Genomic DNA, 23,886 nt, shown 5'->3' on the forward strand with positions numbered 1-23,886 from the left:
AGATGAGGTACTCATGGGCATAGGGCATAGGGCTCCGTGGGCATAGGGCTCCGTGGGCATAGGGCTCCGTGGGTTCCGTGGGCATTAGGGCATTAGGGCATACCTCACCACGCTTGAGAACCGCTATATTTGCTAACTCAGATTGAAGAACTCGGCACATAGTATAATTTAAGCGAGCCTCAACTGCCAACTAAAAAAATATTTATATTAGGAGAAAGCATGAGTTACAGAATGGATCGCCGCGCTTACGCGGAAACCTTCGGGCCGACAACGGGCGATCGCGTGCGGTTAGCTGATACTGAGTTATTCATAGAGGTTGAACAAGATTTCACAACCTACGGGGATGAAGTTAAGTTTGGCGGCGGTAAAGTCATTCGCGATGGCATGGGACAGTCGCCTATTTCTAATGCTGATGGTGCTGTTGATACGGTAATTACTAATGCTTTGATATTGGATTGGTGGGGGATTGTCAAGGCAGATATTGGGATTAAAGATGGCAAGATTTTTAAAATTGGGAAAGCCGGAAATCCTTACATTCAAGATAGGGTAGATATTATTATCGGGCCCGGCACGGAAGTAATTGCTGGTGAGGGAATGATTCTGACGGCGGGGGGAGTTGATACTCACATTCATTTTATTTGCCCGCAACAAATCGAAGTGGCGATCGCCTCTGGAGTCACTACCATGATCGGCGGCGGCACTGGCCCAGCAACGGGTACAAACGCTACAACTTGCACTCCGGGGCCTTGGCATATGTACAGAATGCTGCAATCAGCCGATGCTTTTCCGGTGAATCTGGGATTTTTAGGTAAGGGAAATAGCAGTCAACCTCAAGGATTAGTCGAGCAAGTTTTGGCGGGTGCAATGGGTTTGAAGCTTCATGAAGATTGGGGAACTACGCCAGCAACGATCGACAATTGTTTGAATGTAGCTGATGAGTACGACGTGCAGGTGGCAATTCACACAGACACTCTGAATGAAGCGGGATTTGTGGAAGCTACAATTGCTGCGTTTAAAAATCGGGCAATTCACACTTACCACACAGAAGGTGCTGGCGGCGGACACGCACCGGATATTATTAAAGTGTGCGGCCAAGCTAATGTTTTGCCTTCGTCTACTAACCCGACTCGCCCTTACACTGTCAATACTTTGGAAGAACATTTAGATATGTTGATGGTTTGCCACCATTTGGATCGGGGGATTCCTGAGGATGTGGCTTTTGCTGAGTCGAGAATTAGAAGGGAAACTATTGCTGCTGAGGACATTTTGCACGATTTGGGTGCTTTTAGTATGATTTCTTCTGATTCGCAGGCCATGGGAAGAGTGGGAGAGGTGATTATTCGGACTTGGCAAACGGCGCATAAGATGAAGGTGCAAAGGGGGAATTTACCCCCCCTAACCCCCCCTTACCAAGGGGGGGAAACAAGAGGGATAACCCCCCCTTACCAAGGGGGGAGAATAGAGGGGGGAAATGATAATTTTCGGGCGAAGCGGTATATTGCTAAATACACGATTAATCCGGCGATTACTCACGGAATTAGTCAGTATGTGGGTTCGGTGGAAGAGGGTAAGTTGGCGGATTTGTGTTTGTGGCGGCCGGCGTTTTTTGGGGTGAAACCGGAGTTGGTAATTAAGGGTGGTGCGATCGCCTACGGGCAGATGGGGGACGCTAATGCGAGCATTCCGACGCCGCAGCCGGTGCATATGCGGCCGATGTTTGGCAGCTTTGGGGGGGCAATTGGGGCGACTTGTTTGACGTTTGTTTCGCAGGTGGCGCGCGATCGAGATATTGCAGCACAGCTCGGTTTACAAAAGCCAACTGTAGCAGTTTCCGGGACAAGGCAGATTAGTAAAAGAGATATGAAACTCAACGATTATTTGCCGCACATGGAAGTCGATCCAGAAACCTATGAAGTGAGGGCGGATGGACAATTGTTGACTTGCGAACCGGCAACTGTTTTGCCAATGGCGCAGAGATATTTTCTGTTTTGATTGGTTGTGCAGCCTCATCAAAACAATCCCAAAATTCCGTAGGGCGGGTTCACCAACCATCTATGAAATCCACAAACAATCTCATAAACCCGCCCCATCCCCGCGATTATTTAGATGAACATTTCACCAATAAATTATGGTACATTTGTATTGTTGGATAAACCCGCCCCATCCCCGCGATTATTTAGATGAACATTTCACCAATAAATTATGGTACATTTGTATTGTTGGTGGGCGGGGGCGGGTTTATGAAATTATTCATTTTTACCGTAAATTGTTGGTGAACCCGCCCCTACAAATTTGGTTTCAAAAATATAACAAATTGTTCTAACACGGCAAATTATGAATTACCAATTACAATTACCAATTACCAATTACCAATTACGCTTATGCTATATTTAGCCCAAGTACAAAAGAAGGAAATTTCAGGTGAGATAAGTCTGCAATTGCTGGCTTGTCAAAATTATGATGAGACATGGGCTATTCTTTTTCAAGAAACTGTCTTGACGCTACCGCCAGATTTCGATCGCAATGTTTTAAATGAAGGGATGCTAGTATTAGCAGATATTGGCGAAAATAGCAAGATTTTGTTGCATATTCAAGCGGCTACAAACTGGGTGCTAGAATTAGTTCAGAAGTATTTAACAACAGGCTTTACTCCCGATTTTTTGCAGCAAGAAGCCCAGAAGGCGGAAGGGTGGCGGCAATCTCTCACCTTGCAAAGTCAAGAGTTGTCTCGCCGCTTTATCGAAGTTGAAGCCCGCCGCGAACAAATTCAAAATTTAGAGGCCAAACTACAACAGGAAAAGGAATTGCTCGAAAGTACGATCGCCCAATTGAAAAATTCAACCACTACACCACCACTTTGACTCCAATTAACACAAAACAGTTAAGGACACGGCACTGCCGTGTCCCTACAAATCTCATTTGCAATTTGCTGGACATCATATAATTTGTAACTTGACAAATAGCCCTTACCCGTTGCCGAATCGCCAGCCAAATTGCCCGCTGCTAAAGCACTTTTGACTTCAACCAAGCGGCGGGGAGACACAACAGTTTCTGAGAATTGGTAACGTATGCCCGCTTCTGAAACACATCGTACTGATTGCGCTCGATCGCATTTAAGATTCTGCTGTACAACATCGTAGCAGCCCACACTGTCCAGCGGATATCGGGACTGAGCACTTTAATTCCCGGTTCGGCGCTGGCGTATAATTTGCGAGCTCGCTGAATTTGAAAGCGCATCAATTCCCGCCAGCGGTTGTCAATTACACCGTTGAATAAATCTTCTTCGGTATAGTTGAACAAAGCTAAGTCTTCTAAGGGAATGTAAATGCGGCCACGACGGGCATCTTCTCCCACATCGCGCAGAATATTCGTCAACTGCTTGGCTATACCGAGGGCGACGGCTTCTTCTTTGGGAATTCTATTCCCCCAGTGCCAATTCCAATTAGCCGCAGAGTTGGATTCGTCTACGCCCATCACAGACATCGACATCAGCCCAACAGTGCCGGCTACTCGGTAACAGTAAAGATTGAGCTCTTCAAAAGTTTCGTAGCGACTGCGGTATAAGTCCATTTGCTGGCCCGCAATCATCTCTCGAAACGGCTGAATGTCGATCGGGAAACGAGACAGCGTATCCACCAAAGCCACGTCATAATCATCGTGGGGATGGCCCGCAAACACAGATTCTAGGCGTTTTTCCCACAAATTTAGCGTTTCAGGGGTCGTAGCCTCAGAACCAGGCCCGTCTACGAGTTCGTCGGTGCGGCGGCACCAGACGTAAATCGCCCAGATTGCCCGACGCTTGGCTTCGGGCATGAGTTGAGTGCCTAAATAAAAATTTTTGGCATAACTCGCTGTGACTTGGCGGCACAGTTCGTAGGATTCATCCAAAGAGGCCAGAGTTCTCATGCACTGGAGTTTTGACAGTTGCAGCATCCGAGAATAAGAAATTTAAAGATTAGAACTGACATTCCCCCGTTGAGACAACAGGAGATTCTTTTACGTCTTGAGGACTTACGCATCTGAACAAAGAAACTGGGTTTTTGAACCGAGATTGAGGGTTCTAAGCAAATATTTTGGCTAAAAACCCGGTTTCTGGTCGCCCGTGCGTCAGCCCCAGTCTTTATGAAAAATTCTTAATTTTTCATTTTTTATTGGCAGTTGAAATAGCCTGCGCTGTCAGCTTACCAGAAAGCACGGCACCTTCCATACTCGCAAGATAACGCTGCATCGTATAATCCCCCGTTAGATAGAAATTGCTAATCGGAGTTGTTTGCGAGGGACGGCATTCCTGGCGTCCGGGGGTGGCTTTGTAGACGGAACGTGGGGTTTTGACTACGTGATATTTGAGCACTTTGGCGGGTTCTGGGATTTGGTCGGGAAAGAGTTTTTCTAACTCGACCATTGTGGCTGCGACGATATCTTCGTCAGATTTGCCAATCCAGTCTTTGGCGGGTGCGAGTACCAGTTCCAGCATGGATTTGTCTGGGTTGGCATATTCGCGGCAGGTGTTGCTCATGTCGGCGTAGACGCTCAGTAAGGGCGATCGCGAGAATAGCAAATGGTCGATATCTGTCAGCTTGCGATCGAACCACAAGTGTACATTAATCACCGGTACTCCCTCCAAACCTTCGAGCTTTTTGAAATAAGCCATTTCGCCCCAAGGTTTCGGCATCATCAACTTCAGCGGGTCAACCGGCATCGCCGAAACGTAAGTATCGGCCGTCAGAATTTCTTCCTCGGCCCCCTTGACGCCACCAATCTGGAAACCGCGCACCGTGTTGTCATCATTGAGCAAAAACTCTCTGATGGGTGCATTCAGCCGGACTTCGCCACCGCGTTCAGTTATGTAGTCTACCATCGGCTGACACAACCTCTCCGTAGGGGAACCGTCTAAAAAGGCCATTTTCGAGCCTTTTGTCTCTTGCAAGAAGCGGTTGAGGGCTGTCAGCAGAATGGTTGCAGATATTTCGTGGGGGTCGATAAAATTCAGCGCCTTGGACATGGCGATGAATACTTCTTTTTCGACTCTGGGGGGGACGTTTTGCTTTTTCAGCCAGTCTGAAAACGAGTATTTGTCCATTTCTTCGACGTATTTCTGGCCTTGAAGTATCGCCGGAATCAAACCAATGCCGAAACTGATTTTTTCGGCCCAGGTGAGCATATCGTTGTTTCTGAGGATAGCCACAAGGCCATTCAACGGAGCCGGAATATTGGGAAAGTCAAAGCGAGAATAGGTTCCGGGCGTTTCCGGCTGATTGAAAATCATCGAATGTTCTTTCCATTGCAGCCTGTCTTCAATGTCAAGTTCTTTGAAGAGTTTCAGCATATTTGGGTATGCACCGAAGAAGATGTGGAGGCCGGTTTCGTACCAGTCGCCGTCTGCATCTTTCCAGGCGGCTACTTTACCGCCGAGTACGTCCCGACTTTCTAGGAGGATGGGGGTGTGACCCGCATCGGTAAGATATTTAGCGCAGGAAAGTCCTGCTAAGCCTGCTCCGGCGATCGCAACTCGCATTTAATACTACTTGGCCTCTATATTCACTTTGTGTTCATTATACTTTACAACTCGTTACAAAATTTTGGGCAATCTGTAGGGACGTGGTTGTGCCGTGTCCGGTGCGGGGCGATCTGGTTCTTAGCTATTTTTAGGGAAATTTGCCATGCAGTTGCTATTTTTTGCCCTACGTGCTATAATTAGTAAACATACTGAAAATAAAAACTATGAACAGTTTTGTCAGCGACGAGACCTTAAGGCACGAAGCCGAAATTGCCTGGCTTGTAGATATCAGCAAAATGCCTTGGGTGCGAGAGAGCGAGGTAAATTTTTCTACCAGAAAAGGAGTCTCTAAAAAACGTCTTTCAGAGCTTCAGCAAGGTCAAACTTTAGTGGGGTATGCAGAATTAGAAGATGATGCCCCTCCTACCGGAAATCATAAGTGTTTTATCAGACGAATTTTCACACTTCGTGAAAATGACTATGAAGCTTACAAAGTAGGTAGCTCTACACAGGCAGATCATCCTACTGAAGCAGTAGAACCATTAAGTATAGAACCTAAACACAAAGGGCTATCTCCGAGTAAGAAATCTCAAATAGCTGTGAGAGTTCCCCGTAGTCTTTTTAGCAAGCTCAAAAGATATGTTCAGCAAACGGGCATATCTCAAACTGATGTCATAGTTAGCGCTCTAGCTAGTCATCTAGATTCTGTCGAAGATATACCAATGATTCAGAGGCTATTAGAACTTGAAAAGAGAGTTTCTGTGTTGGAAATCAAGAGCTAATAGATACAGCCATTAGGTAAAACATCTATTTTATAGATGGGAATGACCACTTGAGGGCACAATCTGTATAGACTTTAAACTTAGTATAAAACGATGGTACAAACAATTCAAGCTCGAAATGTCACGATGTACGGCTTGAGAACAAAATTTGGAATTAAATTAGTCAGAGATGACCAATTCTTTCGCGAGTGGCAGGATAATTTGCCAGAAATCTCAGAAGCTGAGAAACAGCGATTAGACAGAGTGCAAGCAAGTTACACAAATTTACTAGAATATCCCCCACTTCTAGAAAATACAGTCAAAATGGTAGTATTGTCTCCATTGTTGGATTTAGCAGATTTTTATCTTGCTCCTTTTCACGTTACTTCCGAAAAGTCTGTAGAAATTGTTGACGAAGATGAAGGAATGATTGTCAGGGGACAGTTGGATGTTCTAGCTTTGTTTCAGGAGTTTTGGGTAGTAGTTATCGAGTTCAAGAAAGCGGCGTTCTCTTTGGAAGTAGGGATTCCGCAGTTGCTAGCTTATATGTTAGCTAATCTGAAGAGCGATCGACCTACTTACGGATTGTTAATGAATGGGGCAGATTTTCTATTTGTCAAATTAGTTAAGGGGGAAACACCGCAGTACGCTTTTTCTCGGAAGTTTTGCCTTTTAAATCCAGGGAACGAGTTGTACACCGTGCTGAGTATTTTGAAGCGCCTCGGTGAGTTGAATGTAGGTAATCTGAGTTAGTGGGGGAATCAGAAACCGGGTTTTTGCAAAAATCTTTGATTTTCACCCGCAGATTCAGTGAAAAACCCAGTTTTTTTGCTTGGAAAGGTTACGCATTTAAACCACTAACGAGGCCTGTAGGGTGCGTCAGCTCAATCGCTCCAAAAGCTAAGGTAAACGCTGTGGGCTGACGCACCCTACAATACTTTTACATACATGAAAACGTGCGATATGCTGCCAATGCTGCTTGTTTTACAGCTTCTGGGACGATCGGAAAAGTAGTCAAAACATACGCAAATTCTGCTTCCGTTAATTCGTAAAGGTGAGCGATGATGCCATCTAATTCCGCTCGCAATTTAGCGCGTTCTGTTTCATCGGTAACGCCTTCTCGGTGCGAGTTTAAGCCGACTTCTTGGGCTAATTCGTCAAATTCTGGGGCAGTGCAGATCAGTTTTGCGGCGCGCTGTACGATGTCCGAGAAGTATTTGTCACCAGTGGTTAATCGCGGGATAGGAATTTGGTAAATATAAAACATATTAAGAGTTGTAGTCACTTTTTGACGGAGAAACCAATCCACAATAAAAGAGTTACACATTGCACAAAAAGCCAACATTTCTGCTTGACCAATTTTAGATTTACCTAAATCGATACTGGTACTATTATTATCAAAGAACACTCTGCTGGGAGCAATGGTCGTAATTAATGTACGCGAGTCAGTATTACGAGCAATTCGTCGATGTACCCAACGATAGCATTGATAATCAAGTATCTGATTGCAATCTTTATTATTTCCAAGTAATTCTTTTCTCCCCATTTTTTCTTCGATCCAGTATGGCGCAGATTCATCAGTTTTAGTGAATTGATGAAACATTTTTCCTACAAAAAGTGGTAGACTATTGCTTGTGGCTTGAAGTTGAAAAAAATCAGTTCTGTTACCCCTGTCAAATTCGCGATGTAGTATACAATTCCATTTCCCCTTAATCTGTTCGCCAAGTAACGGGAATTGCAGCATTTTTTCAGCAATCCGAATATCTCCATCATTTTTAAACTCCATCACCGACAGAGAGTCAGGAGATAACTTCCGCACTAATTCAACGCTAATTCGCAAGCTATCAGCATTAGGAAACCTTTGCAGTTCCTCCACATCAAGACGCATAAAAGCAGAGGAAAACTCAGTTGTTATCCCATCCTTCTCAAAAGTAAGAACAACTATTTTGAAACTCTTATGAACCCCTTCAAAAATTGTTTTGCGATTTTCTAAACAAAATAACCCCGTGACTTGTGTTTGACTAAATAACATTTCCCGCAGTTGCTTAGTACCCAAGTCAGTGTAAATGCCGCTGGGAATCACAATCCCGCACTCGCCACCTCTGCGTAAGAGATTAAAACATTGTTCTACAAAAAGTTTATAGAGGTTAATATCCGTACCTGCTTTTTTACCATTGACAATCGAAATCTGATTTTTGTACTGTTCTGCTGAACAATAGTAAGCACTAATGTGGGGAAAATTGCTCTGATATTCCAACCAAGCATTAGCAACTTCAGAATCTTGCAAGAGTTTCTTTTGCTCTTTTTCAAAGCTCTTAATATCCATCTTTTTTTTCGTCACTAAATTGCTATGATTAGCAAAAAACTCCTTAGCATCTGGCTTGAAAACTTCCCAAGGTGGATTAGCAATAATCGCATCAAATCCTCCCCGTTCTAAAATTCTGTCAAAGTGATATCCCCAGTGAAACGGTTGCAATCTTGCAATATCATCAATAGTTAAAACTCGTTTATGAGGTTTCCCCGCTAACTGCACCTCTTCGTACTTAATTTTCAGCCTGGTAAACTCATCAAACAATAACTGATTTAACTTGACTTGCGACTCCTGGTTTAACTTTTCAATATGCTGCCGCAAATTCAATAATCGCGATTCTTGAGAAGTTCCTTCCTCTTCCCCAGACTGAAAAGCGTGTTTTTTATATAAATCAATCGACTTATTCTTGTCCGCTAAAATTCCTTTGTAATTAGCAGAAGCTAAAATTTGCAGTAAATTACCTTGGCGCGAATTTCCTACAGAATCAAATCGTTCTTCATCAACCCGAATCAATCCAATCAAGGAATTTCCCGCCATGATGTTAAAATCAATATTCGGCAGCGGTTCCAATTCGCTGACATCGTGCGTCGCCGAAACTAAGGCTAAAAATAGTCGCAATTTCGCAATTTCCACTGCTTCCGGCATGATATCCACGCCGTAGAGGTTGTCGCTGATAATCCGTTTTTTGATATAATAGTTGAGTGATGAATGCTCTGTTTCGATGGTTTTGAGTAAGTCGTTGAGATAGCGGTCATTTAAAAACTTGCTTGTACCGATGATTGTTGAATAGATGTAAATCAGCGTTTTCATCGCTGCGACTAAAAACGCGCCGGAACCGCAGGCTGGGTCTAATAATGTGAGGTTTGGGAGGATTTCTTCTAGTAGGTGGCGGCAGAGATTTGCGTCGAGATTGGTGAGGAGTTCGGTGATTGTTTCAAATTGATGGGGAATCGGGCATTGGGCATCGGGCATGGGGAATTGGGCATGGGAGGAAGAGTTAAGGGATTGGTTGATTTTGTCGAGGATTAATTTGTTGATTGTGCGATCGCACAAATATTCAGTAATCTCCGGCCTGGTATAATAAGCACCAAAGGCTTTTTGGTTAATGTATTTCTCAAAGATGTATCCCAAAACTGCCGGATTAATTTCGTTTTCCTTCCCACCAACCGTATCGTCGAGATTCCAAGAATAGCGCGCAAATAAATCTAATATTTTCTCGAAAGCAGCATCGGGTATAGCAATATTCAGATAATTCTGTTCGATGGGATGTTCCAGAAATAGTCCCCCATTCAAATATTTAATATTGCCAATCAGCCTTTCAACCTGAGAACTTCGTTCATATTGTGGCTTAGCAAATCCCTCAAAAAACAGTGTTTTCAAGAATTCCGAGTAAAACAAATCGGTTCCCCGCAGTTTACTTTCAGCTAACTTTTCCTGCAAATATAGCATTTTGCCGCTGTCGATAAACCCTTTGCGCTGCAAAAAATAAACAAACATCAAACGGTTGAGTAAAACCGAAGTATACCAGCGCCTGTCTGTCTCCTTATCTATCCCGGAAATCACACTTAAAAATTCAACGTGTTGCTGTTTGAACTCTTCAAAAAACTTCTTAGTAACTCGTTCAACATCCAATCCAGCCTGCAATCTTTGGGCGACATCAATCACCGATAGCGTTTCTAATTCTGCTAATTCAACTTTTAAAGCTGTGACTTTACTCAACATTAAATCGCAAGGTTCCCGTTTCACATATACACGATCGCGAGGATAAAGTTTTGTACCTTCGCACTTCACCCAATACCAAAGAGATTTAGTCCGATTTGCATCAATAAAAATTAATATATTTTCGCGGGATATCTGGACAATTTCGCGATAGATTGTCAATCTTTTGGCCGCATTGGGAATGTTACCGCTAGCGGTGGTAATTTCATATATAACTACTCCTAAAAGTTGGGCGATGGCTGTTCGGGAATAAGTCTCGCCATCAACTTCTGCGGGTATGGTTTTGCGGGATGATGGATTATCCCAACCGAGTTGTTGGACGAATAGTTTGTTGAATTCAAAGTCTTGGAGAAGTTGACGGGATTCTGTAAGTGTTTGCGGCATGGTTATATATTAAGGAAGAAGGAAGAAGGAAGAAGGAAGAAGGAAGAAGTAAGTTAAATCTGAGATGTTGTACTATTTTCAAGAACTGGCAAGATGCCCGTTCCACAAGACTTAATTTGATTTTGGAATGGGCATCTTGCCCGTTCCCGGTTTCTCGACTCCCAATAATTATATCCTCTGAAACAAACCTAAAGAACAAATAATCATTGGTTCCCGTTTGTCTCCATCTTCACTAACTATACAAAAACGATCGTCCATTCTCAATGCTACGACTAATTCGGCTAAAGCCCGATCGCCAATACCGCTTTTTAACTGCCGATTCAACGTGTCAATTGCCGACTGGCGCAGGGGATAGCGGTAAATTTCATCAATGGCTTTTGACAACTCATCGGATGCAAATATTGTACCATCCATTTGCTTAAAGTAACTCTTCAAACGTTCATAGGTTCGGAAGCGGGCACCGGAAGACTTCCCTAATTGTCCGCCCGCAGTTAACTCTTCTTCTGCTATCAATTCAGCACCTTTTTGAACTAATTCGTGATGCTGTTTGTCTCTCGCAATGGCTGGTGTTGCTTCATCGCAGGCGGCAATTCTTAATATTGCCAGTTGTGATTGTGTGACGCTGTTTCCAGCGCGATCGACCCAAATTAACGAATCATTACCCTCCGTAGTTTTCATGTACAATAAAACTCCTTCTGGCTGCAATGGTACGGGTGTATGAGCGCGAGTTGAGTAAACTACATTTGGCATTGATTCAATGGTTTTCTTCAAAGTCGGATTATTGTCAGTCGCATTTTTCCAAATCTGAAAAGCTTCTGATGTTAGGTCAACTTCGGCATCTTCTTCTCCATCTAAAATCCCGGATTTTTCATTGTAAATATCCAGAATGACTTGTGGTGAATCGTCCTCAAAAAATGTCTCGTCGGTGCCGACAACTTCGGCATTTTCCTGTAACCGTCGGCGCAGTCTGGCGCGGAGATTGATAATCCGTTCTACTCCTTCGTCTGGCAAAAATGAATAGCACAAAATGCGATCGGCTGTTTGCCCGATTCTGTCTACTCTTCCCGCCCGCTGAATCAACCGGATGATTGCCCAAGGTAAGTCATAGTTAACGATAATTGCACTGTCTTGTAAGTTGTGACCTTCACTCAGAATGTCGGTGGTAATTAAGACGCGCAATTCTTATTCTGGGGAGATTTTATCCCGCTTATTGTTGCTAGTTGGACTAAACCGGAATGTGACTTCTGTGGGGTCTTTTGATTTGCCTGTCACCGATGCAATGCCTGCAATTTTGAGCTTGGTTAAGTTATCAGTTATATAGCGGACTGTATCGGCAAATTGAGTAAAAATTAGTATCTTCTCATTCGGATGAGTTTCTGCAATCAATGTCACCAAAGCTGCTAACTTTTCATCTGGTTGAGAATGCCATGCACTGGAAGTTTGTAATACTTCAATTAAAGAACGAGCATCGGCTAGCAAATCTTGTTTTAACTGCTTGCTATCAAAAAAGTCTGATTTTAGCCATTTAAATCTGCGTTGATAGCGTGTTTGATATTCTCCATAAACTACTTGTGCTCGTTGCTTAAAACCTTTTTCGCCTGACAGCAATTCAGCTTCGATATCTAAGAGTTCTCCCGAATCATCTTCGGTTTCTTCGGTATCAAAATTGCCGATCATAACTGAATCAGCATCTTCATCGCTGTTGCGGGTATCCAACAATTCTGCATCCTGAGTGCCGATCGGGATATCGGAGTTTTGCCCGATCGCATACAAATAAACAAAATTCCGCAGGATGTGCCGCTCGATCGACTGAATAAACGCACTCCCGCTGCTTTCTAGCCGTTTAAACAGGTTTGTCCGCGGAAAATCTCATCAACCGACGACCGCCACGAAATAGGGCATTTAACTGTCGCTGTTCTGCTTCAGTCGGCTGTTGTTTGGGTTTTTTGGCGATGTAATTTCCGAGTCCGTAACGGGGCAGATTTAGGGCGTTGATGACTTCGACAATTTCCTCAAAGTCAAGCTGGGAGTTGGTTGTGGAAGTTTCCGAGGAAAACTTAATGGTTCTGGGAATGCGATCGGGAAAATAGGAGCGCGTGCCATTGGCAAATTCTAGATATTTGCGATCTTTTTCTGCATCGGTTTCCGCATAATTATCTTTGATAAACGAGCGAGTTCGCCTCACCATGTAGCGCTTCATCAAATCTCGCCAATCATCAGGATGTTCGCTCTTTTCAAAAGCCGCTAAAGAGCGCACCGAACATTGATGTCGCTTCATAAATTCTAACTCTCCTTGACTGCCGCCGCCCAATTGATTTAGCAAAGCTTCGGGCCGCAATCCTAAATTTTGGTCTTCGGGAATAAACAGTCGCAACTGAGCAGATAAATCTAAATAGGTTTTATTATAAGGAGTTGCCGAAAGCAGAATACATTTACTTTCATTGATGGCAATATATTCTTGAATCGCTCGATATCGCTTGCCTTCTCGATTTCTGAGGTTGTGACTTTCATCAATTAACACAACTCGATAGCGTCGCAATTCCGGCAATTCTTGCTGTACCCGACTGATGGATAAGACTTTTGCCAGGAGGCGATATTTATCAGCATACTCCTGCCACATTTTGACCAAGTTTTTCGGAAAAATAATCAGGGTTTCCAAGAGACAATCTTCTTGGAGAATTTTGGCAATAGCTGTACCGACTAAAGTTTTGCCCAAACCTACCACATCGCCAATAATCACGCCTCCCCGTTTGGTAATGTGACGGGCTGCTAGCTTAACGGCTTCTTCTTGAAACTGAAATAAACCCTTAAAATCGCGGGGAATCTGAAATTCGGAAATACCTGCGATCGCCTCGCGGGACAAATGATAGACTCTGTTGAGATAGATGTGATAGGGTGGAATTGGTTCGGATCGCGCCCAACTGCGATCGAGAATTTCTGCGAGTTCTTTAGAAATATCAATACAGCCATATTCTTCCCAGCGGTTTTCAAACCATTTTTGCAACTTATTACAAGCATCAGAATCTAAGATATCAAGATTCAATTCTCCTTGCTTTGAGAGTCCCGATAAAGTCAGATTGCTGCTACCCAAAAATCCGACAATCGGACTATTTGGATCGTGACGATGAACGAGATAGAGCTTGGCGTGCAGGTGATAAGCTAAGAATAATTTAACAATAACTTTTCCGGTTTTAATCTGATAGCTCAATCTGCGTAAACCCTGCTCGTCAATATCACTGGGAGCCCCGATTATCAACTGCTGGCGAAATTCCTCAGCCATCCGTTTTTTGAGGCGAATAATCGTACTATTGTCAATCCCCCGATGATGGGAAATCAGGCTAAAACTAGCATTCAATTCATCGGATGGCAAGCTTTGCATTCCCACCAAAAGGCGGCAGCAGGCTCCCCGATTTCCCACATATGCTTCGATTAAATCGCCAATGCTCCGCCATCCCCTGAGATTGAAATAGCCCACGCAAAAATCGGCACGGTAGGAGAGTTTAATGGTTTCTCGTAATGCTGGTAGCAGAGATAGTTCGATGTTGTCAAAAATGCGTGGCACTTGGTTTTTTCTGTGATGAATAATGTTAGATTAATTGTAGGGAAACGGCACTGCCGTCTCCTCTTCTTTCTTTAGAGTTCTGGTTGAATTCCAGCCGATCGCAATTGAGCGCGTAATTGCTCTAATTGGTCTTCAGCGCGATCGGCTCTTTGGGCCCCCGATAACAACAGATTCCCTTCACTATCCCACCAGCGCAACCAAGGTAATTCCATATTTTGATAAGTACCTTGCCAAATTCCCAATTCTACTCCTAACTGTGGAATCGGATAATGACCGCGATCGTTTGCTGCAACTAATTGATACCTATCTTCGATCAGATGATAGACTTCAACACTAGCCTTGCTGACTTCATAAATTCCATAAAATGCCGGATGTATGACATTTTCATAAATCCAGAATTTACCAGCCTTAGTTTCCTGTTTGCCCGATCGCAATAAAGGCGTTCTGTCCCGTTCTTCAGCACCATTCCCGGATACAAACTCTAACACAATCAACGGTGATATAAACTCTTGCCACAACACATAATAAGGGCGAAATTTACCATCCAATGTTGGTGGAACATTCGGTACATAGAACCAGTCAGGTGCTTCTGCACCCTTTTCTAAGGGGTCAGTTAATCGCCAATAAATACCGCTATCTTGACCGATACAATAGTTACCGTCAGCGTGAATTCTTTCTAAGATAGGAGTTATGGAATCGGTTAGTAAAATGCTTTGGGGATGTTCTTGAAAGTTCTTCACAAAAGTACCGTCTGATTCGGGTAGTTGAGTATGATCCGGCCAGCCTGTGGGATTGTTTTCTACATCTAAGCTGAATTTCATGGTTTTATGGTGATTGAAGGTGTTTGTGCGATCCTCTTCGAGGGCTGCGCTAACGGCTTTTAATTTTGATGTTGATGATAGGATAACTTTTGCTCTCCATTCTAATCAATTTGCTCCTCAGTCCCTGCGCCAAAGCCATATGGAAAAAAGGTCGATCGCACCCAACCAACCCCAACCGCTAGCCCGAAGTGAGATAACCCCCCCGCAGCCCCGTGGCTCGACGCGGTACAATAAATGCGATCGAACTTAACGCTTATATTGAAAAAGCTACACACAACGCCACAGGAGACAACGGACGTATGGGAAAAGTAGTTGGCATTGACCTCGGAACGACAAACTCAGTAGTAGCCGTCATGGAAGGCGGCAAACCGGTTGTGATTGCCAACGCAGAAGGGATGCGGACAACTCCTTCGGTGGTTGCTTTCACCAAGGAAGGAGAACGCCTTGTCGGACAAATGGCCAGACGCCAAAATGTTCTCAACCCCCAAAACACCTTTTACGCCGTCAAACGGTACATCGGGCGCAAATATACCGAACTGACTCCAGAAGCAAAGCGCGTCCCTTACACAACTCGCCGCGACGACAACGGAAACATCAAAATCAAATGCCCTCGCCTGAAAAAAGATTTCGCCCCAGAGGAAATTTCGGCGATGGTGTTGCGGAAGTTGGCCGATGAAGCCAGCCGCTATCTGGGACAAGAAGTTACGGGGGCTGTAATCACTGTTCCTGCTTATTTCAACGACTCGCAGCGACAGGCGACGCGGGATGCTGGCAGAATTGCCGGACTTGATGTGAAGCGGATTTTAAATGAGCCGACTGCGGCTTCTTTGGCTTACGGTTTGGAAAGGCGAGAAAGTCAAACAATCTTAGTTTTTGATTTGGGCGGCGGTACTTTTGATGTATCTATCTTAGATGTTGGAGATGGAGTATTTGAAGTTAAAGCAACTAGCGGCGATACTCAGTTGGGTGGCAATGATTTTGACTCCAAAATTGTTGATTGGTTGGCTGAACAATTCTTAGAAAAAGAAGGCGTGGATTTACGCAAAAACCGCCAAGCTTTGCAGCGCTTGATCGAAGCGGCAGAAAAAGCAAAAATAGAGCTGTCGGGAGTTGGCGTCACTGAGATTAATTTGCCGTTTATTGATGCAAATGAAGATGGGCCTTTGCATTTGGAAACGCGTTTGACTCGCGGTCAATTTGAGGGGCTGTGCAGCGATTTGGTGCAGCGGATGCGCCGTCCGGTGAAACAAGCTTTGGCTGATGCCAATATGAGTCCTTCTCGGATTGATGAAGTTGTGTTGGTCGGCGGTTCGACTCGCATTCCTTTGGTGCAGGAAATTGTGCGGAGTTTGATCGATCGCGAACCGAATCAAAATGTCAATCCCGATGAGGTTGTGGCGGTGGGTGCTGCTATTCAGGCGGGGATTTTGGGCGGGGATGTCCGCGACGTGCTGCTGTTGGATGTGACGCCCCTGTCCCTGGGCTTGGAAACCATCGGCGGGGTGATGAAAAAACTGATTCCGCGCAATACTACTATTCCAGTTAGGCGATCGGATATTTTTTCGACTGCTGAAAACAACCAAACTGTGGTAGAAGTTCACATCATCCAAGGGGAACGGGAATTAGGTAGAGATAATAAGTCTTTGGGACGGTTTAAATTAACGGGAATTCCGCCGGCACCGCGAGGGATCCCGCAGGTACAAGTGGCTTTTGATATTGATGCTAACGGGATGCTGTTGGTGACTGCTTTGGACAAAACTACCGGCAGGGAACAAAGCATTACTGTGCAAGGTGCTTCGACGCTGAGCCAGCAGGAAGTGAATCAAATGATTCGCGATGCGGAACAGTTTGCTCAAGCTGATAAGTTGCAGCGGGAAAAGGTGGAAAAACGCAATCGCGCTGAGGCTTTGGCTTATCAAGCTGAGCGACAGTTGCGGGAAGTTGCACTCGATCGCGGAATGCAGTTTGCCCAAAGAAGCCGCCAGCGCATTGAAACTTTAATTCGGGAATTGCGAGACAGTTTGGAACGTAAGGATGAGCGGGGAGTTGACCAAGTTGGCTCGGATTTGCAGGATGCTCTTTACGATTTGAGTCGGGAAGTCGCGGCCTTTGCTGATGATGACGATGATGATGATTTCTTTGAGTCTGTGAAGCGGACTTTTACAGGCGATAGTACCAAGCGGCGCAGCGATGACAGCAGCTATTATCAAAATGCTAAGCCCTACAGGCGATCGACAGTCGATCCAATGCCCGATCGCCCTTACGATCGCTCTTACGATCGCGATCGTATGCCAGATCGCGATCGATCTTACGATCGCACACCCGATCGCCCATACGATCGCACACCCGATCGCAGAACCAGCAATAACCGCCCAACTCGCCCCTATCAAAATCAAAGCGACGACTGGGATGACGACGATGATTGGTTGTAATTGAAGGAAGAAGGAAGAAGGAAGAAGGAAGAAGGAAGAAGGAAGAAGGAAGAAGGAAGAAGGAAGAAGGAAGAAGGAAGAAGGAAAATAGCGGATTTTTAGCAGAGAATATGTGACCGCCCTTTTTCCACTTCTTCTGGACTTCTTTTTTCTCTCCTCTACTACACTAGACTTCTTGGAAATAGATAGAGATTACTATAATCAGCAAGGAGAAAACTATATTTTTTTATGAGTCATAGAGAACAATACATCTGGCAGCGGGGTATTTATCTTTGTCAACTTTGCTACGAATTAACCAAATCATTTCATCCATCTGAACTTTATGGTATTACCAGTCAAATTCGCCGTGCATCTGTATCAGTACCAGCTAACATTGCTGAGGGATATGGACGTTTAAACAGTTGACAGTTGACAGTTGACAGTTGACAGTTGACAGCGAAGTGATAAGAACAGAGATTTAAACTCCGTTCTTATCACAATCTGCCTTCATGCTGGGGCTTCAAACCCTTGCTATTCGGTGAGCACGAAAGAGTATATTCGATATTTACAAATAACTCTCGGTTCGCTGCGAGAACTGGATACTCATTTAGTGATTTCTGAAAAAGTGGGGTTAGGAACGCACCAGCAAATATCACCGGTTGTTAAAGAAGTAGATGAAGTCACACGACTAATTGTCAGCACAATCAATAAACTTAAACCAGAATAAAACATCTTTCCCTCTTCCCTCTTCCCTCTTCCTTCTTCCCTCTTCCTTCTTCCTTCTTCCCTCTTCCTTCTTCCTTCTTCCCTCTTCCTTCTTCCTTCTTCCCTCTTCCTTCTTCCTTCTTCTCAAATTATGCAAAACTTTCGTAATTACTATCAAATACTGGGAGTGCCCAGAGATGCTACGGCTGACGAGATAAAAAAAGCCTATCGACGACTCGCGAGACAGTTACACCCTGACGTGAATCCCGGAGATAAATCTTCCGAAGATAGGTTTAAAGATATTAATGAAGCTTACGATATTCTTTCCGATCTCGAAAAGCGCGCTCAATACGATCAGTTTAGTAAATTCTGGAAACAAAAGGGATTTCAAGGCAAACAAGGCGTAAAACTTCCCAATTTTAAAAGTTGGGGAAATAGTAAAAATAGCCGCAAAAAGCCTGCCGAAGATATCGATTTTAGCGATTACTCAGATTTTAATAAATTTCTCGATCAAGTCCTCGGAAGGCGCCGGGAAGTGAGGATGGCGACAGAGAATGATGCACCGCGAGTTCCCACTTCGGAACCGTGGAATACGGCTTCTAAGAAAACCAGTTATGTTGCTAATTCTCGGGAAGAGAGAAGGGATTTGGACGATCGCGAAATTCGACGCGAAACCAGGGAAATAGACGATCGCGAAATCAGACAAGACATTGATGCGAGGCTGACTCTGCCTTTGGAAAGGGCTTATTCCGGCGGTACCGAGCGCATCCGCTTGGATGACGGGCGGTGGATAGAGGTAAATATGCCAGGGGCGATGGTATCGGGCCAGCGAATTCGCCTGCGAAATCAAGGTATTGGCGGCGGCGATTTGTACTTAAAAATCACCGTTTCTCCCCATCCATTTTTCCGCTTGGAAATGTCAGATATTTGCTGCGAATTGCTGCTGACGCCCTGCGAAGCGGTGTTGGGGGGAGACATTGAAGTGCCGACTCTAGACGGCTTGGTTAAGATGAAACTGCCACCGGGAGTCACGTCTGGGAAGCGGTTGCGGCTGGCGAATAAGGGCTATCCGACTGGAAATGGCGATCGGGGAGATCAGCTAGTAGAAATTCAGGTGTTAATTCCCAAGGAAATTAGTGACGAAGAACGGGAATTGTACGAAAAATTGCGGCAAATTGAGACTTTTAAACCGCGTCAGAATTTGTATGATTAATTGTAGGGTGCGCACTGCGCACCTTACCGAAATGTAGGTGCGCACTGCGCACCTTACCCATCAGCCAATTCCGCCTTGAGGGCGTCAGGGGTTTCCCATCACCCATCACCCATCACCCATCACCCATTACCGATTACCGATTACCGATTACCCATTACCGATTACCCATTACCGATTACCCATTACCGATTACCCATTACCGATTACCGATTACCGATTACCCATTACCGATTACCGATTACCGATTACCCATTACCCATTACCCATTACCGATTACCCATTACCCATTACCCATTACCCATTACCCATTACCTATATGTTCACATTCATCAATCCTAAAACTGATTTTGCCTTCAAAAAAATCTTTGGTTCTGAAAATAGCAAAGACATTCTAATTAGTTTTTTGAATGCCTTGCTATATGACAATCAGCCCACCATCGAAAGTTTAGAAATCGTCGATCCTTATTCATTGCCGCTAATTCGAGGTCTTAAGGATACTTACTTAGATATTAGAGCCAACTTAAATGACGGCACAACTGTCATTATCGAGATGCAGGTTTTGAACGTAGAGGCTTTTGAAAAGCGAATTTTGTACAATGCAGCCAAAGCTTATTCCACGCAATTAGAAACAGCCGATCAATATGTAATGTTGAATCCAGTGATTGCCTTGACAATTACTGATTTTGAAATGTTTGAGGATTTTGACAAAGTAACTTCGCGGTTTGTTCTGAAAGAAAGAGAGTTTTTAAGTGATTATCCTATTTACGATATCGAATTAGTTTTTGTCGAGTTACCCAAGTTTAAAAAAAGTCTGGAGGAGTTAGAAACTTTGACCGACAAATGGCTTTATTTTCTCAAAACTGCCAGAGACTTAAACACAGTACCTGAAACAATGGAAGTTGTGCCAGAAATCAATAAAGCATTTGCAATAGCAAGTAGAGCTAATTTGAATCGTGACGAGTTAAGTGACTTGCTAAAACAGGAGATTTATATCCAAGATCGGCGAGGTGCAATATCTAAAGCAGTGCGAATAGGAACAGAAAAAGGCAGAGAAGAAGGCAGAGAAGAAGGCAGAGAAGAAGGCAGAGAAGAAGGAATCAAAACAGGACAAATAGCACTGATTGTTCGTCTGTTGGAACGCCGTGTAGGTGCTGTCACTCCCGAAGTTCAAAGTCAAATCGGGGAATTGTCGATCGCCAAATTAGAAGATTTAGGAGAAGCTTTGCTCAATTTTACCCAAATGTCCGACTTGTCAGCTTGGCTGGAAACACCAGATTTAGCCGCCCAATAGCCGTTAGCGCAGCCCTCGAAGAGGATCGCACTTTCAGCAATCCTCGATAACATAAGTAGAATTACTGTTGCAATTATTCAGGAACTAGCCGAAAATTAACAACAAGCTAATTTTCCCACAATACAGGAGCATTCTGCCGCGATGACTCAAATGCCGCCTCAATGCAAAAATCTGCAAGAGCAAGTTGACTCTCTACTGCAACTGCTGCGTCAGGAACCGTCTTTGCGACAACAAGATATCACGGCGGTACAAGCTTCTCTGAAAAAGGCAATTTCTCCCGAGTTTGAGATTGTGTTTGCGGGCGCTTTCAGTGCGGGAAAATCAATGCTAATTAATGCTTTGTTGGAGCGAGAATTGCTCTACAGTGCGGTCGGACACGCAACCGGTACTGAATGCTATATCGCCTACGCTGAATCTACCCAAAAAGAGCGTGTTGTTCTCACTTTTTCGAGCGAAGTTGAGATTCGCCAGCAAGCCTATGCTCTTTGCGAACAGTTAAATTTAACTACTGAAATTGATATTAATCTCACAGATGTAGTTAAAATTTTAGCTCAGGGATGCAGCATAATTATCGAAAAGGAAGGCGGAGAAAATAAATCGGAGAGAGCTAAACAAGCGAAGGCTTTGACTCTACTTTTAGAAGGGTTTGAAGCGAATCGCGATCGCATTCAAGCTGTGGAAAATGCAACTTATTCGATGGAACAGTTTAATTTTTCCAATCTCAAGGAAGCTGCAAGTTACGCGCGGCGCGGTAGCAACAGCGCTGTACTCAAGCGAGTTGAATATTACTGTTACCATCCGCTGCTGCAAGATGGGAATATTATTATTGATACGCCGGGAATTGATGCGCCTGTCAAACAGGATGCGGAATTGACCTATGATAAGATTGAAAGCCCGGATACTTCGGCGGTTGTCTGCGTCTTGAAGGCTGCGTCGTCTGGGGAAATGACGACGGAAGAGACGGAGTTGATGGAGAAAACGCGATCGAATCCCGGAATTCGCGATCGCCTGTTTTACATTTTCAACCGCATTGACGAAACTTGGTACAACGCGCAACTGATCCAGCGCTTGGAAAATCTGATTAATTCCGACTTTCGCGACACCGCCAGAGTCTATAAAACCAGCGGATTGCTGGGATTTTACGGGAGTTTGATAAAAGGGACAACCGGGCGCGATCGCTTTGGTTTGGATAGCATATTTGTCGAAAGTCGCGATCGAGTTGATGCAGACACGAATGCGGATAGTAAAAGTGAAAACACTGAAGAAACACCGCTATTTGTCAGCGAATTTAACCGCTACTGTGCGAATTCCGGGAAACTATCTCCCAGCAAATTTCGGATTTCAGTTAACAGCTACGAAACGCCCAGTCAAAACTACGTGCGGATTCTGGCAGAACAAGGTCAACCATTAATTCAGCAATTAATTCAAGATAGCGGCATCGAAGATTTTCGCACAGCCATCACCGATTATCTCACAAAAGAAAAGCGCCCGCAACTGTTCAGAAATCTCGCTGACGATTTAGAGGATTTGTGCATTCAACTGCGGAAACAATACCAAACAATTCAGCGGAATTTGGACAGCCAGCCCCGCGAAATTGAAGCGATGAAAGCCCAAGAACTTTTACGTCTAAATCAAGAATTGCAGCAAGTCGGACAGGAATTTCGAGAACATATCGCCAAAGAAGTCAATGATATGATTATGAACAGATGCGATATTTTCGATACAGATTTTCGCCAACTGCAATCTCGGATGATTCGCCGCTTGGATGAATTGCTAGATGGATTTTCGGTTGAGGCGGCTTACGGACGAACTTTGATGACTCATCCGCGGAATGCTACTGCACCTTTAATTGCGGTTTTAGTGGAAGCGCTTTATTATTTAGCCAATCAGTTGGAAGATATTTTAGTAGAGGCTACTAAGTCACTGGTTGAGAATTATTTCCAGTATTTAAAAGACAGCATTCGTAAGTCAGAATATTATCGATTGCTTTATCGGTTGTTGGGGAATGACGGGGGAATTGAACAGCAGTTAGAGGAGTTGTCACAGCGGGTTTCTCGTGCTTTGGTGAATGCGGCGGGCGTGGAGTGCGATCGCTACGTGCGAGAAAGTCCCCGTTTTTACGACGAAGGCACGTTTTCGATTTACCAATTCCGGGAAACATTGCAGCAAACATCCCAAGGTTTTGACTGCGAAAATATGGTAGACGCGCAACCAGCAATTCGGCAATTATTGAGGCTAGATTTTGAGCCGAAAGTATCGAAAACCATTCGGCAAACTTTCCGCCAAACTGTGAATCAAACGCTGAAAGAGCATTTGTTACCGATGGCGGAACAGCAAGCTGATGATATTTTGCAGAAATACAGTCAAGCCCGCGATTATTTGGAGCAAACTTTGGCACAGGAAGCTGAGGAGAAGATTGCTAAGAATCTGCGGCTGCAAGCTGAGAATGAAGAGAAGATTCAAGAGTACGATCGGGCGGTTTCTGTGATTAATAGTTGTTTGCAGGCGATGAAGTTGCACGAGCATTTGTTGCCTGTAATTGGAGAAAATAATAGCGTTGTTGTGGATTGTGAATGATTGTGCTATAATAGCCAACAAAGAGCGACTTTAATTCTATGAACATTCGCCAAAAACTTCTAACAATAATCGAGCAACTTCCCGATGATAAGTTGGCAATACTTCTCAACCTAGCGCAGTTTTTGACAACAGGAAAAGAATCTGTTCAACCGATGCTTGTATCCCAAGCTTATCAAGATTGGCTGAGTGCGGAAAATGACATTTATGACGAACTATTTGCTGATGAACTTGCGAAGAGGTGATGTAGTGTTGGCTCAAGTACCCATGCCTTCTACTCAGCTAACACAGTTTAAACTGCGTCCGGCTGTGATAATTTCGGCAGATAATCTCAACCAAATTATTGACGATGTGATGATTGTACCTTGTACTTCTAAGACAACTCGCTCTTTGACGGCAGCTCAATATTTGATAACAGGAGATGAAATTGCATTGGCTGGTATTAGAGTTGAGTCTGTAGTTAGGTGCGAGTCCATTTTTACCCTCAATAAGTCAATGATTACTCGCAAACTGGGTGCTTTTTCAACTGAGGCTATAAACCACGTTAATCGCTGTTTGATGGTAGCTTTGGAATTAGAAATAGTAGATTAAATAGGACTTGCACGAGGGTGGTAAGTGAATGATTGCAATTTTGGCG

General features: G+C 44.3%; 21 protein-coding genes. 13 read left to right on the forward strand and 8 right to left on the reverse strand.

All coding sequences use genetic code 11. From position 1 onward, the window contains the following. Positions 1-219 precede the first annotated feature (219 nt). Positions 220-1,992 (forward strand): urease subunit alpha, encoded by a 1,773-nt coding sequence (gene ureC, locus JGK11_RS17320; protein ID WP_293186506.1) that lies wholly within the window; start codon positions 220-222, stop codon positions 1,990-1,992. A gap of 389 nt (positions 1,993-2,381) precedes the next feature. Beyond that, the gene (locus JGK11_RS17325) at positions 2,382-2,861 is read left to right on the forward strand and encodes a hypothetical protein (protein WP_293192088.1); all 480 of its coding nucleotides are present in this window, start codon (positions 2,382-2,384) and stop codon (positions 2,859-2,861) included. Between the two features lie 142 nt (positions 2,862-3,003). Here the strand turns inward: JGK11_RS17325 and crtB are convergent, their stop codons facing one another. Both crtB and pds read right to left on the reverse strand, forming a co-directional pair. Further along, entirely contained in the window at positions 3,004-3,933 is a 930-nt protein-coding gene (gene crtB, locus JGK11_RS17330) for a 15-cis-phytoene synthase CrtB (RefSeq protein ID WP_293183364.1), read from the reverse strand. A gap of 208 nt (positions 3,934-4,141) precedes the next feature. After that, positions 4,142-5,515 (reverse strand): 15-cis-phytoene desaturase, encoded by a 1,374-nt coding sequence (pds, locus tag JGK11_RS17335; RefSeq protein WP_293183366.1) that lies wholly within the window; start codon positions 5,513-5,515, stop codon positions 4,142-4,144. A gap of 206 nt (positions 5,516-5,721) precedes the next feature. Here pds and JGK11_RS17340 point away from each other — a divergent pair, with 206 nt between their 5' ends. After that, the gene (locus tag JGK11_RS17340; RefSeq protein WP_293183368.1) at positions 5,722-6,279 is read left to right on the forward strand and encodes a DUF6009 family protein; all 558 of its coding nucleotides are present in this window, start codon (positions 5,722-5,724) and stop codon (positions 6,277-6,279) included. Positions 6,280-6,372: 93 nt separating this feature from the next. Further along, positions 6,373-7,011: a restriction endonuclease subunit R gene (locus JGK11_RS17345; RefSeq protein ID WP_293212374.1), complete on the forward strand. Its 639-nt coding sequence runs from the start codon at positions 6,373-6,375 to the stop codon at positions 7,009-7,011. A 187-nt stretch (positions 7,012-7,198) separates the two neighbouring features. On the opposite strand, the gene JGK11_RS17350 is transcribed toward JGK11_RS17345, so the two are convergent. The 5 genes from JGK11_RS17350 to JGK11_RS17370 all read right to left on the reverse strand — a co-directional run bounded on the left by JGK11_RS17350 (position 7,199) and on the right by JGK11_RS17370 (position 15,055). Then, positions 7,199-10,672 carry a DNA methyltransferase gene (locus tag JGK11_RS17350; RefSeq protein WP_293212375.1) on the reverse strand — a complete coding sequence of 1,158 codons (3,474 nt, stop codon included), beginning with the start codon at positions 10,670-10,672 and terminating at the stop codon, positions 7,199-7,201. Between the two features lie 168 nt (positions 10,673-10,840). Beyond that, entirely contained in the window at positions 10,841-11,851 is a 1,011-nt protein-coding gene (locus JGK11_RS17355; RefSeq protein WP_293212376.1) for a helicase-related protein, read from the reverse strand. Positions 11,852-11,854: 3 nt separating this feature from the next. Next, positions 11,855-12,445, reverse strand: coding sequence for a hypothetical protein (locus JGK11_RS17360; RefSeq protein ID WP_293212377.1), 591 nt, complete (start codon positions 12,443-12,445; stop codon positions 11,855-11,857). Between the two features lie 70 nt (positions 12,446-12,515). Then, positions 12,516-14,234, reverse strand: a complete 1,719-nt coding sequence (locus JGK11_RS17365; RefSeq protein WP_293212378.1) for a phospholipase D-like domain-containing protein — start codon at positions 14,232-14,234, stop codon at positions 12,516-12,518. Between the two features lie 71 nt (positions 14,235-14,305). Next, positions 14,306-15,055: a Uma2 family endonuclease gene (locus tag JGK11_RS17370; RefSeq protein WP_293183380.1), complete on the reverse strand. Its 750-nt coding sequence runs from the start codon at positions 15,053-15,055 to the stop codon at positions 14,306-14,308. A gap of 299 nt (positions 15,056-15,354) precedes the next feature. Here JGK11_RS17370 and dnaK point away from each other — a divergent pair, with 299 nt between their 5' ends. The 4 genes from dnaK (at position 15,355) to JGK11_RS17390 (ending at position 18,193) form a co-directional block, all read left to right on the forward strand. Beyond that, entirely contained in the window at positions 15,355-17,487 is a 2,133-nt protein-coding gene (gene dnaK / locus JGK11_RS17375) for a molecular chaperone DnaK (protein WP_293183431.1), read from the forward strand. Beyond that, positions 17,478-17,603, forward strand: a complete 126-nt coding sequence (locus tag JGK11_RS17380; RefSeq protein ID WP_293192096.1) for a hypothetical protein — start codon at positions 17,478-17,480, stop codon at positions 17,601-17,603. The genes dnaK and JGK11_RS17380 overlap by 10 nt, the downstream gene beginning before the upstream one ends. 112 nt (positions 17,604-17,715) lie before the next feature. Then, entirely contained in the window at positions 17,716-17,892 is a 177-nt protein-coding gene (locus tag JGK11_RS17385; RefSeq protein ID WP_293183382.1) for a four helix bundle protein, read from the forward strand. 112 nt (positions 17,893-18,004) lie between these two features. Continuing rightward, positions 18,005-18,193: a four helix bundle protein gene (locus tag JGK11_RS17390; RefSeq protein ID WP_293183384.1), complete on the forward strand. Its 189-nt coding sequence runs from the start codon at positions 18,005-18,007 to the stop codon at positions 18,191-18,193. Here the strand turns inward: JGK11_RS17390 and JGK11_RS17395 are convergent. Then, complete coding sequence (locus JGK11_RS17395) at positions 18,155-18,328, reverse strand: hypothetical protein (RefSeq protein ID WP_293196989.1); 174 nt, start codon at positions 18,326-18,328, stop codon at positions 18,155-18,157. The genes JGK11_RS17390 and JGK11_RS17395 overlap by 39 nt on opposite strands. Between JGK11_RS17395 and JGK11_RS17400 the strand changes: the two genes are divergently transcribed. The 5 genes from JGK11_RS17400 (at position 18,323) to JGK11_RS17420 (ending at position 23,840) form a co-directional block, all read left to right on the forward strand. Further along, positions 18,323-19,384, forward strand: a complete 1,062-nt coding sequence (locus JGK11_RS17400) for a J domain-containing protein (protein WP_293196988.1) — start codon at positions 18,323-18,325, stop codon at positions 19,382-19,384. The two genes, JGK11_RS17395 and JGK11_RS17400, sit on opposite strands and share 6 nt — an antisense overlap. Positions 19,385-19,700: 316 nt before the next feature. Next, positions 19,701-20,675 (forward strand): Rpn family recombination-promoting nuclease/putative transposase, encoded by a 975-nt coding sequence (locus JGK11_RS17405; protein ID WP_293192101.1) that lies wholly within the window; start codon positions 19,701-19,703, stop codon positions 20,673-20,675. A gap of 141 nt (positions 20,676-20,816) precedes the next feature. After that, entirely contained in the window at positions 20,817-23,252 is a 2,436-nt protein-coding gene (locus JGK11_RS17410) for a dynamin family protein (RefSeq protein WP_293192103.1), read from the forward strand. A gap of 38 nt (positions 23,253-23,290) precedes the next feature. Then, a complete protein-coding gene (locus tag JGK11_RS17415) occupies positions 23,291-23,494 on the forward strand; it encodes a hypothetical protein (RefSeq protein WP_293192105.1) in 204 nt (67 codons plus the stop codon). After that, the gene (locus JGK11_RS17420; protein WP_293192107.1) at positions 23,457-23,840 is read left to right on the forward strand and encodes a type II toxin-antitoxin system PemK/MazF family toxin; all 384 of its coding nucleotides are present in this window, start codon (positions 23,457-23,459) and stop codon (positions 23,838-23,840) included. The genes JGK11_RS17415 and JGK11_RS17420 overlap by 38 nt, the downstream gene beginning before the upstream one ends. Positions 23,841-23,886 lie beyond the last annotated feature (46 nt).

Source organism: Microcoleus sp. PH2017_34_RAT_O_A, from assembly GCF_020737885.1.
Classification (GTDB): Bacteria; Cyanobacteriota; Cyanobacteriia; order Cyanobacteriales; family Microcoleaceae; genus Microcoleus.